The 13,711-nt window shown below is 71.0% G+C and carries 11 protein-coding genes and 1 pseudogene; 2 read left to right on the forward strand and 10 right to left on the reverse strand.

The window, feature by feature from the left end; translation table 11 throughout:
* Window positions 1-41 precede the first annotated feature (41 nt).
* The 10 genes from OG202_RS12225 to OG202_RS12270 all read right to left on the reverse strand — a co-directional run bounded on the left by OG202_RS12225 (window position 42) and on the right by OG202_RS12270 (window position 10,593).
* Window positions 42-887 (reverse strand): PmoA family protein, encoded by an 846-nt coding sequence (locus OG202_RS12225; protein ID WP_326585877.1) that lies wholly within the window; start codon window positions 885-887, stop codon window positions 42-44.
* Window positions 887-2,086, reverse strand: coding sequence for a Gfo/Idh/MocA family protein (locus OG202_RS12230; RefSeq protein WP_327730313.1), 1,200 nt, complete (start codon window positions 2,084-2,086; stop codon window positions 887-889). The genes OG202_RS12225 and OG202_RS12230 overlap by 1 nt, the downstream gene beginning before the upstream one ends.
* Window positions 2,083-3,390, reverse strand: coding sequence for a pectate lyase family protein (locus OG202_RS12235; RefSeq protein WP_328222730.1), 1,308 nt, complete (start codon window positions 3,388-3,390; stop codon window positions 2,083-2,085). Before OG202_RS12235 ends, OG202_RS12230 begins: the two co-directional genes overlap by 4 nt.
* Window positions 3,387-4,289 (reverse strand): carbohydrate ABC transporter permease, encoded by a 903-nt coding sequence (locus OG202_RS12240; protein WP_326583681.1) that lies wholly within the window; start codon window positions 4,287-4,289, stop codon window positions 3,387-3,389. The genes OG202_RS12235 and OG202_RS12240 overlap by 4 nt, the downstream gene beginning before the upstream one ends.
* Window positions 4,286-5,221: a carbohydrate ABC transporter permease gene (locus OG202_RS12245; protein ID WP_326583680.1), complete on the reverse strand. Its 936-nt coding sequence runs from the start codon at window positions 5,219-5,221 to the stop codon at window positions 4,286-4,288. The genes OG202_RS12240 and OG202_RS12245 overlap by 4 nt, the downstream gene beginning before the upstream one ends.
* A gap of 193 nt (window positions 5,222-5,414) precedes the next feature.
* Complete coding sequence (araD, locus tag OG202_RS12250; protein WP_328222731.1) at window positions 5,415-7,187, reverse strand: L-arabinonate dehydratase; 1,773 nt, start codon at window positions 7,185-7,187, stop codon at window positions 5,415-5,417.
* Window positions 7,184-8,095 carry a dihydrodipicolinate synthase family protein gene (locus OG202_RS12255; protein WP_326583678.1) on the reverse strand — a complete coding sequence of 304 codons (912 nt, stop codon included), beginning with the start codon at window positions 8,093-8,095 and terminating at the stop codon, window positions 7,184-7,186. The genes araD and OG202_RS12255 overlap by 4 nt, the downstream gene beginning before the upstream one ends.
* Window positions 8,096-8,192: 97 nt before the next feature.
* Window positions 8,193-8,867, reverse strand: a complete 675-nt coding sequence (locus tag OG202_RS12260) for a GntR family transcriptional regulator (protein ID WP_328222732.1) — start codon at window positions 8,865-8,867, stop codon at window positions 8,193-8,195.
* A gap of 148 nt (window positions 8,868-9,015) precedes the next feature.
* Window positions 9,016-9,765 carry an MBL fold metallo-hydrolase gene (locus OG202_RS12265; RefSeq protein WP_326583676.1) on the reverse strand — a complete coding sequence of 250 codons (750 nt, stop codon included), beginning with the start codon at window positions 9,763-9,765 and terminating at the stop codon, window positions 9,016-9,018.
* A gap of 123 nt (window positions 9,766-9,888) precedes the next feature.
* Window positions 9,889-10,593, reverse strand: a complete 705-nt coding sequence (locus OG202_RS12270) for a TIGR03086 family metal-binding protein (RefSeq protein ID WP_443052239.1) — start codon at window positions 10,591-10,593, stop codon at window positions 9,889-9,891.
* Window positions 10,594-10,673: 80 nt separating this feature from the next.
* On the opposite strand from OG202_RS12270, the pseudogene OG202_RS12275 reads away from it, so the two are divergent.
* Both OG202_RS12275 and OG202_RS12280 read left to right on the forward strand, forming a co-directional pair.
* Window positions 10,674-12,304, forward strand: a pseudogene (locus OG202_RS12275) (IS200/IS605 family accessory protein TnpB-related protein).
* 193 nt (window positions 12,305-12,497) lie between these two features.
* A complete protein-coding gene (locus OG202_RS12280; RefSeq protein ID WP_328222733.1) occupies window positions 12,498-13,691 on the forward strand; it encodes an MFS transporter in 1,194 nt (397 codons plus the stop codon).
* Window positions 13,692-13,711: the final 20 nt, after the last annotated feature.

A 13,711-nucleotide genomic window follows, 5' to 3' on the forward strand; every position in this document is an offset into this window, starting at 1 on the left:
GGAGGGAGCGGCGGTGGTGGCGGACGCGCCGGGTGTCCCGCTCACTGGCTCACCGCCTTGCGGACGAGAGCCGCCGCCTCGCCCCGGTCGGGGGTGCCGTCGGCGACGACGGTGACGACCCGGCGTACGGCGGTCTCGCCCGGCTCGATCGGGAGGCGGTCGGTGTGGGCGAGGGAGGAGCCGACGCCCGGGTATTCGCCGGTGCGGACGAACCACGGGTCGCGGCGGGTGGTGTCCGTGGCCCCCGCGAAGACGAGCGTCCAGTTGCCGCCCGCCAGGGCGAGCCAGTCGGCGCGGCGGCCGTGGACCTCCGACTCGCCCTCCGTGTCGGCGGTGAAGACACGGGGGGCCGCGGCCTCCTTGCGGGCCCGCCAGAAGAAGCCGCCGTACGCGGCGCCGGGGCGCCCGTTGGTGGCGGGGCTGCCGATCGACACCGGGGCGTCGGTGATGTTGGTGAGGGAGAAAGTGAAGTCCAACGCCCAGGCGGAGTCGGTCAGTTCGGTGGCCGCGACCGTGCGGCGCTCGCGCAGCAGCTCGGTGCCGGACGCCACCCAGCGCAGCTCCTCGACGAAGCCGTCGGGGTCGCGCAGCTGGAAGGCGGTGTGGCGCTGGGAGCCGTGGTTGTCGAGCTCGGTCGGACCCTGGTCGCGGACGTAGGTCCGCCCGCCCCAGAAGTTGTGCCCCTCGACGTCGGGAACGGCGACACCGACGCCGAGGTGGTGGAGGTGGTCGGCGGGACTCAGTTCGGTGACCGCCGTACCGGAGAGGGTGGTGACGGGATGCAGGTAGGGGCGCGGGGAGAGCCGCTCCGGCAGTTCGGGCCGGGTGAGGTAACGGCCCACCGGACGGCCCGCCACCCGCAGGACCAGGGACTCGTCGGTCGTCATCATGTGCTCACCTCTTTCGCTGGAGCTTCCGGGAGCGCCCAGGAGGCACCCAGCTCGGAGTAGAGGGCGAGGGTGTCGGCGGCGGCCGCGACCAGGCCGTCGATGCCGTCGACCACCCGGCGGTCCTCGTCGGGCAGCCTGTGCCAGGCGTCGGCCGGCAGCGCGATCGGGTCGGGGGCGGTGCGGATCGCCTCGACGACCTTCATGAACGCGCCGGTCGCATCCGGCGGAACGAGCAGCTCGGTGCCGTCGACGAGGTGGTCGACGAGGTTCTCCAGCAGGTCCGTGCGGTCGTACTCGAGCTCCTCCGGGCCGTGTCCGGCCCGCTGGACGAGCACGCGGTCCTGCTTGTACCAGAAGGTGATCCGGCCGCTGGTGCCGTGCACGACGTTGTACGGCTCGTCCGGGTCCTCGGCGCACAGCGTGACGGCGACGGTGATGCGGCCGCCGTCGGCGGTGGTGATCCGTACGCACGAGGTGTCGTCGGACTCGATGTCGTTGGCGCGCAGCAGCTCGGTCTCGATGGCGGTGACGTCCTCGGCGCGGCCCGCGCCGCCGAGCGCGAGCCCGGTGGCGACGGCGTGTGCGAGGGGGTTGGTGAGCGCCCCGTCGATCACGTCCACGCCGTTCAGGCGCCGCTTGCCGGCCCAGGGCGCCCGCCGGTAGTAGGCCTCGGCGCGGGCCCAGGCACCGGCCCCTCCGATACCGACGACCTCGCCGATCAGGCCCTGCGCGACCATCTTCCGGATCGCGGGTACGGCGTGCGAGCCCAGCGACTGGAAGCCGATCTGGCAGACCACGCCGGCTTCCGCGACCCCGTCCGCCATCCGGCGGAACTCGGCGTACGACGGGGCCGGCGGCTTCTCCAGCAGCACGTGCACACCCCGCCGGGCCGCCGTCAGCGCCAGGTCGGTGTGGGTGGGGATCGGGGTGCAGATCACGGCGATCGCCGCGCCCGTGGAGTCGAGGAGCGCCCCGAAGTCGGCGGACTGTTCGGGCGTGCCGAGACCGTCGGGGATCTCGTCCGCGCCCAGCGGGGTCAGCTCGCAGATCCCGGCGAGCCGGACGATCCCCTTGTCCGCCAGCCGCCGGATGTTCTCCAGGTGCCAGCGGCCGTGGCCCCGGGCGCCCGCGAGGACGAGCGGAAGCGGGGTGTCGTACGTGACGGTGTGCGGGTTCTTCTGGTTCGTCGGGGTCATCGGATCCTCCCTGCGCCCGCGCCGCGTGCCACCTCTCGGTCGGCCCTCCCGGCGCTGTCGATCTTTTGGTGCAGGGTAGGCGTCCAGCCCACGTCGGCCGTGAGATCGCGCTCGCTGCCGGAGTTGTAGGCGTTGTGGATGGCCAGGAGATCCACCGGATAGCCGTTGAAGAGGGTGCCCGTCTGGTGCAGGGCGGTGCCGTTCCAGCTCTTCACCAGGTCGGCGGCCTCGACATGGCCGGGCGTGGTGAAGGCGTTGTTCTCGGCGTACACGGCGGACTCGGTGGAGACGCCGAGCGAGTAGCGGTAGTCGTGGGCGTCGGCCGGGACGACGTACCGGTTGTTGTAGAGGTGCACCTGTCCGAAGCGGACGCGCGGCGCGCGCTGTACGACGTTCTCGAACTGGTTGTGGTGCAGCGTCACCCGGAGCTTGCCCCGGTCGCCGGTGGCCGTGTCCCCGTTGCCGATCAGGATCCCCTTGTCGTGGTCGGCGAAGCGGCTCCACGAGACGGTGACCAGGTCGGAGGCGTTGGTGATGTCGAGCAGGCCGTCGTGCCGGAGGTAGTTGCGGCCGAAGTGGGTCGGCTCGTCCTCGTCGGGGTGGCCCTGGTCGGAGATCGTGACGTGGTCGATCCAGACATGGCTGGAGCCGCGCACCCAGATGTTGTCGTACGCCGTCTTCCAGTCGCCGAGGCCGCCGGTGTTGGGCTGCCAGACCGGGAAGCAGTCGTAGGCGTCGCGGAGTTCCAGGTTGCGGATGATCACGTTGTCCGCGCCGTTGAGCTGGAGGCTGGCGCCCTTGAGGACCGCCTTGTCGCCGAGCCCGACGATGGTGGTGCGGGAGCCGACGGCCAGCACGACCCGCTCGGCCTGCTTCGCCGCCGATGCCTGCCGGGCCTCCTCCTGGGGGCCACTGGGCTTGGCGGAGCCCCAGGTGCGCGGGTCGTACGCGGCCAGGTACTTCTTCAGGTCGTAGCCGTCGGTGGCGTAGTCGGCGCAGTCGAGCGTGGCGCCGTCGTCGGCGGTGTTCGCGTCGATGGTCCCCGCGATCCGGATGATCTTCGGGGTGGCGCTGCCGCCGTCGAGCGCGCGGACCAGTTCGCTCCGGGTGCGTACGGTGAAGACATGGGCGTCGTCTGCGGTGGAACCCCCCGTGGTACCACCGTCGGCGGCCGCCCAGCCGTCGTCCGTCGCGAGCGCGTCCCGGCTGATGTCCCGGGACCCGGCCCCGGCCGGGGTGGTGAGCGTGGCGCCCAACACCCCCGCGAGGGCGACGAGTTGAACCGCTCTCCTGCGTACGGTCATCCCTTCACCGCCCCGGCGCTGAAGCCCGTGATCAGCCACTTCTGGATGAAGGCGAAGACGATGACCACCGGTACGGCGGCGATGATGCCGCCGGCCGCCAGTGCGCCCAGGTCGACGCTGTCCGCGCTGAGCAGGGTGTTGAGGCCGACCGGGATGGTCTGCTTGTCCTGGTTGCTGAGGAACATCAGGGCGAACAGGAAGTGGTTCCAGGAGTGCACGAAGGCGAAGGAACCGACGGCGATCAGACCGGGCCGCAGCAGCGGCAGCACGACCACCCGGAACGCGGTGAACCGGTTGCAGCCGTCCACCCAGGCCGCTTCCTCCAGCGTGTACGGGACGTTCTTGATGAAGTTGCTGATCAGGATGATCGACAGCGGCAGCTGGAAGACCGTCTCGGCGAGGATGACACTGAAGAGCGAGTTGATCATCCGCAGCTCGGCGAAGATCTGGAACAGCGGGACGAGGAGCAGCGCGCCCGGGACGAACTGGGAGCACAGCAGCGCCAGCATGAACCCGCGCTTGATCTTGAAGTCGAAGCGGGCGAGGGCGTAGCCGCCGGCCAGGGCGACGAGCGTGGTCATCAGCAGGGTGACGACACCGACGAGCACGCTGTTCTGGAAGTAGACCCCGAAGCTGCGCTCGTTCCACACCTTCTCGAAGTGCTCGAACGTGATCGGCCACGGCACGAGCGAGGTCGAGCCGGGCTTGCGCAGCGCGAAGAGCAGGATCCAGTAGAAGGGGACGAGGGTGAAGACCAGGTAGATCCCCAGCGGCAGGTAGATCTGCCAGCGCGGGACCTCGTCCCAGGCGCGGTGGACCTTGCCCGGCTTCTGCGGGGGCTCCTCGGCCGTGGGCGCGGGTCGCGGCGGAGCGACCTTCTCGGCGTCCTTGGTGATCACTTGGACTCGCCTCCGAACTTGCTCAGCCGCAGATAGACCATCGAGCAGAAGAGCAGGATCACGAACGCGACCGTGGTCAGGGCGGACGCGTAGCCGAAGTTGTGGGCGTCGACGGAGGTGTTGGCGATGTACAGCGGGAGGGTGGTCGTCTCACCCGCCGGCCCACCTCCGGTCAGGGTGTAGAGGAGGTCGACGTTGTTGAACTCCCACACCGCGCGCAGCAGCGTGGAGAGGATGATCGCGTCCTTCAGGTGCGGCAGCGTGATGTGCATGAACTGCCGGACGCGGCTGGCGCCGTCGACCTCGGCGGCCTCGTACAGGTCCTTCGAGATGGACTGGAGGTCGGCGAGGATGAGGATCGCGAAGAAGGGGACACCGCGCCACAGGTCGGCGACGATCGCCGCCGAGAAGACGGTGGAGGTGTCGGAGAGCCAGCTGGTGCCGTACTCGCCGATGCCCATGTCCGCGAGGTAACGGGTGATGCCCGTCTGGGAGTTGTAGAGGAGCACCCAGATCGCGGAGGTCAGCACGCCGGAGACGGCCCAGGGCGAGAAGACCAGGGCGCGGCCCAGGGATCGCCCGACGAACGTCTGGTTGACGATGAGCGCGAGGGCGAGACCGAACAGCAGCTGCAGCGAGACCTCGACGATCACCCACTTGGCGCTGAAGACGAGGGTGTCCCAGAACAGGGGGTCCTCGGTGAAGGCGTGGACGAAGTTGTCGAAGCCGGCGAATCCGTTCCGCCAGGGTTTCGTGGGGTTGTAGTTCTGCAGGCTGTAGTAGAAGACGCTGATGACCGGGTAGGCGATGAAGCCCAGCATGAGCAGGGCGGCCGGGGCGATCAGCAGGTACGGCAGCCTGCGCGGTGTCGCGGAGGCACGGCGCCGCCGGGGTGGCGCGGGCGGTTTCGCCACGGCTGCGGCTTGGGCCATGACTGGGGCTCCGTTTCTGGTACGTCGTGCGGTGTGTCGTGCTCTCGTGGTGCTCTCGTCGTGCAGGAAGCGCTTTCTCAATGTGCAGGGGTGTGCCGGTCGCGCGATACGGGGTGCCTCTTGCGGTCGTGCGGCGTGTGCGGGTGCGTTTCCGTCCGGTCGCGCGGTTCCCCGCGCCCCTGATGGGGCGCGGTCAACCCGCGTACGGGTCCGGCACCTTGCCCGGCCTGGCCAGGAACTCGAAGTCGCAGCCGGTGTCAGCCTGGGTGATCTGGTCGTTGTAGAGCGCGCCGTAGCCGCGCTCGTAGCGGGTGGGCGGCGGGGTCCACTCCGCCCGGCGGCGCTCCAGCTCCTCGTCGTCCACGTCGACCCGGAGGGTGCGTGCCTCGACGTCGAGGGTGATCGAGTCGCCGGTGCGCACGAGGGCGAGGGGCCCGCCGACGTACGACTCCGGCGCGATGTGCAGGGCGCAGGCGCCGTAACTCGTTCCGCTCATCCGGGCGTCGGAGATCCGCACCATGTCCCGCACGCCCTGCTTCAGCAGATGGTCGGGGATGGGCAGCATCCCGTACTCGGGCATGCCCGGTCCGCCCTTGGGGCCGGAGTTCCGCAGGACCAGCACACTGTCGGCGGTGATACCCAACTCCGGGTCGTTGATGGTGCGTTGCATGGTCCTGTAGTCGTCGAAGACGACCGCCGGACCGGTGTGCCTGAGCAGGTGCGGCTCGGCGGAGATGTGCTTGATGACCGCGCCGTCCGGACAGAGGTTGCCGCGCAGGACGGCGACCCCGCCCTCGGTGGCGACCGGGTTGTCCCGGGTCCGGATCACGTCGTCGTTGTGCACGAGCGCGCCGTCGAGTTGCTCGCGCATCGTGTCGTACGAGACGGTCGGCCGGTCCAGGTGCAGCAGGTCGGTGATCCGGGACAGGAACCCGGGCAGCCCGCCCGCGAAGTGGAAGTCCTCCATCAGATACGTCTGACCGCCGGGCCGGACGTTGGCGAGCACCGGGACCGTCCGGGCGATGCGGTCGAAGTCGTCGAGGGTGAGCTTGACGCCCGCGCGGCCGGCCATGGCGATGAGGTGGATGACCGCGTTGGTGGAGCCGCCGAGTCCGAGGACGGTGGTGACGGCGTCCTCGAAGGCGTCGGCGGTCAGGATGTCGCTCAACTTCCGCTCCCGGTGGACCAGTTCGACGATCCGCAGGCCGGCGGCGGCCGCCATGCGGTCGTGCCCCGAGTCGACGGCCGGGATGCTGGACGCGCCCGGGACCGTGACCCCCAGCGCCTCGGCGGCGGCGGTGAGCGTGGAGGCCGTACCCAACGTCATGCAGTGCCCCGGCGAGCGCGCGAGACCGGACTCCAGCTCGGTCATCTCGCAGTCGCCGATGAGACCGGCACGCTTGTCGTCCCAGTACTTCCACATGTCGGTGCCGGAGCCGAGGACCTCGTTGCGCCAGTGCCCCGGCAGCATCGGCCCGGCGGGCACGAACACGGCCGGCAGGTCGACGCTCGCGGCGCCCATAAGAAGCGCGGGCGTCGACTTGTCGCAGCCGCCCATCAGGACAGCCCCGTCGACCGGGTACGAGCGGAGCAGCTCCTCGGTCTCCATCGCGAGCATGTTGCGGTAGAGCATGGGGGTCGGCTTCTGGAAGGTCTCGGAGAGGGTCGAGACCGGGAACTCCAGCGGGAAGCCGCCCGCCTGCCACACGCCCCTCTTGACCGCCTGCGCGCGATCCCGGAGGTGCACATGACAGGGGTTGATGTCGGACCAGGTGTTGAGGATCGCGATGACCGGCTTGCCCAGGTGCTCCTCGGGGAGGTAGCCGAGCTGGCGGGTGCGGGCGCGGTGACTGAAGGAGCGCAGGCCGTCCGTGCCGTACCACTGGTGGCTCCGAAGGTCCTCGGGGCGCTTGCGCGGCTGCTCGGCCTGCCCCCGGCTCGTCTTCTGGTGCTCGGTGTTCGTCATAGGGACCACCCGGCGGCTATGGCGGCGACCTCGGCGCGTTCGTCCTCGGGCAGGTGCCTGCTGGGGGCCCGGACGTCGCGGCGGCAGAGGCCGAGGGAGGCGAGGGCCTCCTTGACGACGGTGACGTTGTTGGCGGAGCCGTTGGCGGCGCGCAGCTCCTCGAAGCGGCGGATCTGCTCCCAGGTCTTCATGGCGCCCGGGAAGTCACCCGCCCGAAGCGCTTCGATCATGTTCAGCGAGACGGCCGGGGCGACGTTCACCAGTCCGGAGGTGAAGCCCGTGGCGCCGGCCGAGAAGTAGGAGGGCGCGTACGGCTCGGCGAGCCCGGCCACCCAGACGAAGCGCTCCAGCCCGGCGTCACGGGCGAAGGCGGCGAAGCGGGCGGCGTCCGGGACGGCGTACTTGACCCCGATGACGTTCGGGCAGGCGTCGGCGAGGTCGGCGAGCCGTTCGCCGGTGAGCTGGGCGTTGCGGATGTAGGGCACGACGCCCAGTTCGGGCACCGCCTCCGCGATCGCCCGGTGGTAGTCGACCCAGCCGCTCTGCGAGACGTACGGGTGCACCGGCTGATGGACCATCACCATCTGGGCGCCGGCCTCGCGGGCGTGCTCGGCGGAGGCGATCGCGGTCGGCACGTCGTGCCCGACACCGACCAGGATCACGGCCCGGTCGCCGACCTCGTCCATGGTCACCTCGGTGACCAGGCGGCGCTCGTCGGGGGTCAGGGCGTAGAACTCGCCGGTGTTGCCGTTCGGGGTGAGGGTGGTGATCCCTCCGTCGAGCAGCCGACGCAGCAGGGCCCGGTGGGCGTCCTCGTCGACGGAGCCGTCCTCGGCGAACGGAGTCACCGGGATGGCCACCACGTCGGCCAGAGCCGTCCGTTGGGTCTCGAACGTCACGCTGCTCATTGATGACCTTCCTCTGCAAGGACTTCTTGGAGGACTGCGGAGGGCCGGCGGGTCCGCCGCGTCGTGCGGGCTCGCCGTGCCTCGTGGACTCGGGGGCTTACTGGGCCTGCTGAGTTTGCTGGGCCTGCTCTTCCTCGCGGGCCCCGGGGAAGGCCCGTTCGACGAACGAGGCGATGTGCGCGTGCAGGGCGGCGGCCGCGCCGTCGGCGTCGCCGTCGAGGGCGAGCCGCAGGATCTCCCGGTGCTCGGCGGCCTCCCGTTCCCAGGAGGGGTCGGCGGCCCAGGCGACGGCCGAGACGAGCGCCGCCTGGTCGCGCACCTCGTCGAGCATCCGGCCGAGCAGCGGGTTGCCGCACGGTACGTACAGCGCGCGGTGGAACTCCCGGTTGGCCAGCGACCGTTCGGCGGTGTCCGTGGCCTCGTCGGCCCTGGTCAGCGCGTCGCTCGCCGCGTTCCACGGGACACCGCGCCGCACCGAGCGCCGCAGGGCCTCCGGTTCCAGGAGCAGCCGTACGTCATAGACCTCGCGCGCCATGTCCGCGTCCACCATGCGCACCGTGACGCCCTTGTACTGGTTCATCACGACGAGCCCGGTCCCGGCGAGCGTCTTGAGTGCCTCGCGCACGGGCGTCTTGGACACCCCGAACTGTGCGGCCAGGTCGGTCTCGACCAGGGCCTGACCGGGCGTCAACTGCCCGGTGAGGATGCGGTGCTTGATCCCCTCCAGCACGAACTGCGTGCGGGACGGGATCGGCGTGGGCACAGAGGTCATGCGCGCCTCTCGGATCTCACGTATGCGATCTCACGTATGGGATCTCCCATATCGCGTCTCATATATGACGTACGAAGTACGACGCGTTGAAGGTAGGAGGGGCTCCGTGTTTCGTCAATGCTTCTGACAAAAGAAGATGTGCGCGCCGTCACACGATCTTGGTGTCGCCCTCACGCGCGCTCTCGGTCGGACCGCCGAAGACGACGGCCGCCCGCCCGGTCGCCCCCTCCGGGGTGAGCGTGGGCCCCACATGCGTGATCAGCAGCCGACTCGCGCCCTTGGCGTACCTCCCGGCCTCCTCCGGCGTGAGATGCACCCGGGGTTCGCCTTCGCGATGCGTGTCGACGTCCGCCTCGCACAGGAACAGGTCGGCGCTGCCCGCCAGTCGGCTCAGCGCGTCGCACGGACCGCTGTCCCCCGAGTACGCGAAGACCCGCCCCTGGCACTCGGCGCGCAGCCCGTACGACTCCACGTCGTGGACCACGGCCCGGGCGGTGAGGGTGAGGTTCCAGTGCCGGACGGTGTGGCCGTCGTAGAGGGGACGGAAGTCGAACACACCGCTCAGGAAGGACGTGTCCGGCCGTCCGAAGAACCCCGCGAGGCGCTCCGCGCAGTCGCCGGGCGCGTAGACGGGCAGCGGCGCGGGCAGGGTGAGGCCGCCGTACGCGAACCCGTACACCGCGGCCACCAGATCCGCGCTGTGGTCCGCGTGCAGATGGGAGATCCAGATCGCCGTGAGCCGGGTGGGATCCGTGTGCCGCTGCAACTCGGCGAAGGTGCCGAACCCCGCGTCCACCCATATCTCGGCGCCCCCGCCGCGCAGCAGATAGCCGGAGGCGGGCCGGCCCGGGCGGGGATGCGGTGAGGCGGTGCCGAGGACGGTGAGGCTCAGGGGCATGGTCGGGAGCGTACGGACGCGGGCGGGGGCGCGCGCCGAGTTTGTGCGTTCTTTCGTGGAGAGGCACGTTCGGCCTCCGGACGGTCCGCGCACGGCCCGCCTTGATCGTTCCGTCGCGGGAATCTACGGCTTCCAGATCGGATCGCGTCCGCTCAGCCCGATGACCCGGTCCAGCAGCGGCGCGTCGTCCGGCACGGGCACGACGGGGCCGAAGATCTCGCCGCGCGAGGGATCGTCGACCGAGGCGGCGAGGAAGGTGTGCGTCGCCGCGAGGGCCGCCGGATCGGGTTCGTACGCCTGTCCGGTCGCCCGTGCGAGGTCCCAGCCGTGCACGACCAGCTCGTCCGTCGCCACGGCCCCGGCGACGGCCCCCGGCAGCGGCACCCCGCCGGCCCGGGTGTCGCCCGTCCAGGCGGCCGGGTCCCGCCAGGCCTCGGCGACCTCGTCGAGCGCCCGCGGCAGAGCTTCACGCCAGCCCGGCCCGATGTCGGGCACCGCCGCCTGCGGGTCGGTGTCCGTCGTGGGTCCGAGCTCCTTGCGGCCCGCGTCGCGGAAGGCGACGGCGAGCCCGAGCAGATGCCCGAGAAGGTGGTGCACGGCGTACTCCGGGCACGTGGTGGGGTCGGAGAGCTGGTCGTCGCGGACGGCCTGGGCCAGGCGCGCGACGACACGGGCCTGGGGGGTGAGGTCGAGGGGGTTTGGAGCTGCTGGCGCCGGAGTGCGTTCAAGAGTGTTCTGGTGAGCGGGAGTGAGTGTGGGTGGGGGGGTGTCGTGTCGCGTATCTCGGCGGTGGGGTTGCTTCGCGGCAGGGAACTGACGTTCTCGCATCGAATGCGTGACCTTCCTGGGTGGTGCTCGTTTGTCATGGCGGCAGGGTTCTTCGGTGGCATCGGGCGGGGGGGGACGGGGTGGGTGGGCTGAGGAGTGTGGCGGAGTCGTTCGTCGCGTCCGGCCCGAGCGGTGTGGCTGTCCGGACCCGCCTCAAGCACCTGACGCCCGGCGATGAGCAGGCGCTGCGTCTGGTGGGTGCGCATCTGGGGTCGCTGGCCTCGAAGGACCTCAAGACACGGTGTCGGGACGGCCTGGAGCATTCCTGCGAGACGTGGGCAGTGCGTAAGCGGGAGCTGACGCCACTTTCGTCGTCGCGGTGGGCGGGCAGCATCACCAAAGCCTCGCACGAGCAGTGGGCGCTGGCCCGCCGCTGCCAGCTCGCGCACATCCAGAGCCTGGAAGCCGGTGTTCGCACCATCGAGGACCGGCTGTCCCGGCCGGTCGGACAGAAGGGCACGAAGAAGACGCCCGGAGGTTACCGGTCGCAGCGGGAATGGCACGCCAAGTCGCGGCGCCTGCGGGTGCTTCAGGACCGGCTGACCGCCGCACGGGCGGACCGGGAGGCCGGCATCGTGCACGTCGTGCGCGGCGGCAAACGACTGGCCCGCACCCGGCACCACCTGGAGACGGCCGGGCTGTCGGAGTCGGCGTGGCGCCGAGGTTGGGAGGCGGAGCGCTGGTTCTGCCAGGCGGACGGTGAGTCCGGCAAGCGCTACGGCAACGAGACCATCCGCATCAGCCCCGACGGCGAGGTGAGCATCAAACTCCCCGCACCGCTGGCTCATCTGGCGAACGCCCCGCACGGCCGGTACGTCCTGGCGGGCCGGGTCGTGTTCGCGCACCGGGGCACCGAGTGGGCGGACCGCGTCGCGGCCGACCGGGCGATCGCCTACCGCATCCACTACGACACCGGCCGGGACCGCTGGTATCTGACCGCGGCCTGGCAGCTCCCGCCCAGCCCCGCCATCCCGATCGAGGCCGCGCTCGCCCACGGGGTGATCGGCGTCGACATGAACGCCGACCACCTCGCCGCCTGGCGCCTCGACGTCCACGGCAACCCCACCGGCGCCCCGCGCCGCTTCTCCTACGACCTGACCGGCACCGCCGGACACCGCGACGCCCAGGTCCGCCACGCCCTCACCCGCCTCCTGCACTGGGCCCGCGCCTGCGGTGTGAAGGCGATCGCGGTGGAGGACCTGGACTTCGCCGCGGAGAAGACCCGGAAGAAACACGGCCGCCGCACACGCTTCCGTCAGTTGGTCTCCGGCATGCCCACCGGCAGACTCCGCGCCCGACTGTCCTCGATGGCGGATCAGACAGGTATCGCTGTCATCGCCGTCGACCCGGCCTACACCAGCCGCTGGGGCGCCCAACACTGGCAGAAGCCCCTCACCAACACGACTCGTAAGAGCACTCGCCACGATGCTGCCGCCGTGGCGATCGGAAGGCGCGCCCAGGGACACCCAATCCGGCGACGGACGACACCGCCCCACAGCACCGGAGTGATGCGGTGGGGCATCGGACCGTCCAGGCCGGACCAGGTGTTCCTGGGCGTGAGGAACCCCGCCGCCGCATTCCCGGACCACGGACACGATCCGTGCCGCCCGGACGCGGAGTGAACGCGGGCAACCAGAACGCCCAACACCGTCCGGGGCGTTCGGCCGAGCATGGGTTCTGGCAACAGGACGCACTCCCGCTCAGTCTTTAGGAACGGTCGGGCCGTGGTCGGTCATGCGGGGCTCCTCGAAGTTGTACCGGAGGGCGAGGGGATCTCTCTTGTCCGGTAGACCCTCGGCGGCCCAAGAACTCATCGCCCGCCACGCCCCCACCCCTCCCGGCGACGATTCCTAGGTCATCCGCCCGATCCGTCCGGCGGGGCCTTAGCACCACGATCACCAGCCATGACATCCACGACATGGGCGGCGGGACGGGTGCTCGGCGACCGCGACGCGAGGCTGTACCTGGCCGCGGTGGTGGTCTCGGGCCTCGGTTCGTCGGCGATGTGGCTGGTCGCGGGCGTCTGGGCCAAGGACCTCACCGGCTCGGACGGGCTGGCGGCCCTGTGCGCCCTCGCCCTGTGGGCGCCGCTCCTCGCCGGGCCCGTCCTGGGCACCCTCACAGACCGGCCCCACCGCCGCACCCTCCTCGTCACCACCGACCTCCTCCTCGCCGCCCTCCTCCTCACCCTCTTCGCCGTGACCACCCCGGGCGACCTGTGGCTCCTCTACACGGTCCTCCTCGTCTACGGCGCGGCGGGCGTCGTCCACGACGCGGCCGAGTCGGCCCTGGTCACCACGGCCGTCGACCCGTCCCTCCTCGGCGACTTCAACGGCCTGCGCATGACGGCGAACGAGAGCATGAAACTGGTGGCTCCGTCGGCGGGGGCGGGACTCTACGCGGCGTACGGCGGGGCGACGGTGGCGCTGCTGGACGCGGTCACCTTCGTCGCGGCGGCCGGGTTGTACGGACTGGTGCGGGTACGGCGGACGCGGCCCCGCCCCGCCGGACGCCCCGCCCCGGGCCTGCGCGCCCGCACGACCGACGGCGCCCGCCGCCTGCTCGCCGACGGACGCCTGCGCCCCCTCCTCCTGGCCGGCGGCACGACCATGCTGCTCTCCGGCGTGAACGGCGCCCTGATCTTCGCGGTGGTCGAGTCCCTCGGTCACTCCCCCGCGTACACCGGCCTCCTCCACGTCGCCCAGGGCATCGGCTCGATCACCATCGGCCTGGCCACGGGCCCCCTCCTCCGCCGTCTGGGCGAATCCACCTTCGCGGCGTACGGCATCGCCCTGACGGGGGCGGCGGTGGCGCTCCGCGCGATACCGGACGACGTCGTCGCCCTGACCTGCGGTGCCGCGATCGGTGTCGGCCTCCCCTGCGTCCTGACCGCCACCCTCACCGCGGTCCAGCGCGCGACCCCGGCCGAGCTGCTGGGCCGCACCACGGCCACCGCCCACACCCTCCTTCTCGCCCCGACGGCGGTGGGCATGGCGATCGGCGCGGGCCTGGTGGAACTGGTCGACCTCGTGGTGCTGTTGCCGACCGTGGGGACGATGTGTCTACTGACAGCGGCCGGGCTGCTACGCCATCGCTGACGACCGGGGAGTTCCTTCAC

Source organism: Streptomyces sp. NBC_00310 (assembly GCF_036208085.1).
In the GTDB taxonomy this organism is placed as follows: domain Bacteria; phylum Actinomycetota; class Actinomycetes; order Streptomycetales; family Streptomycetaceae; genus Streptomyces.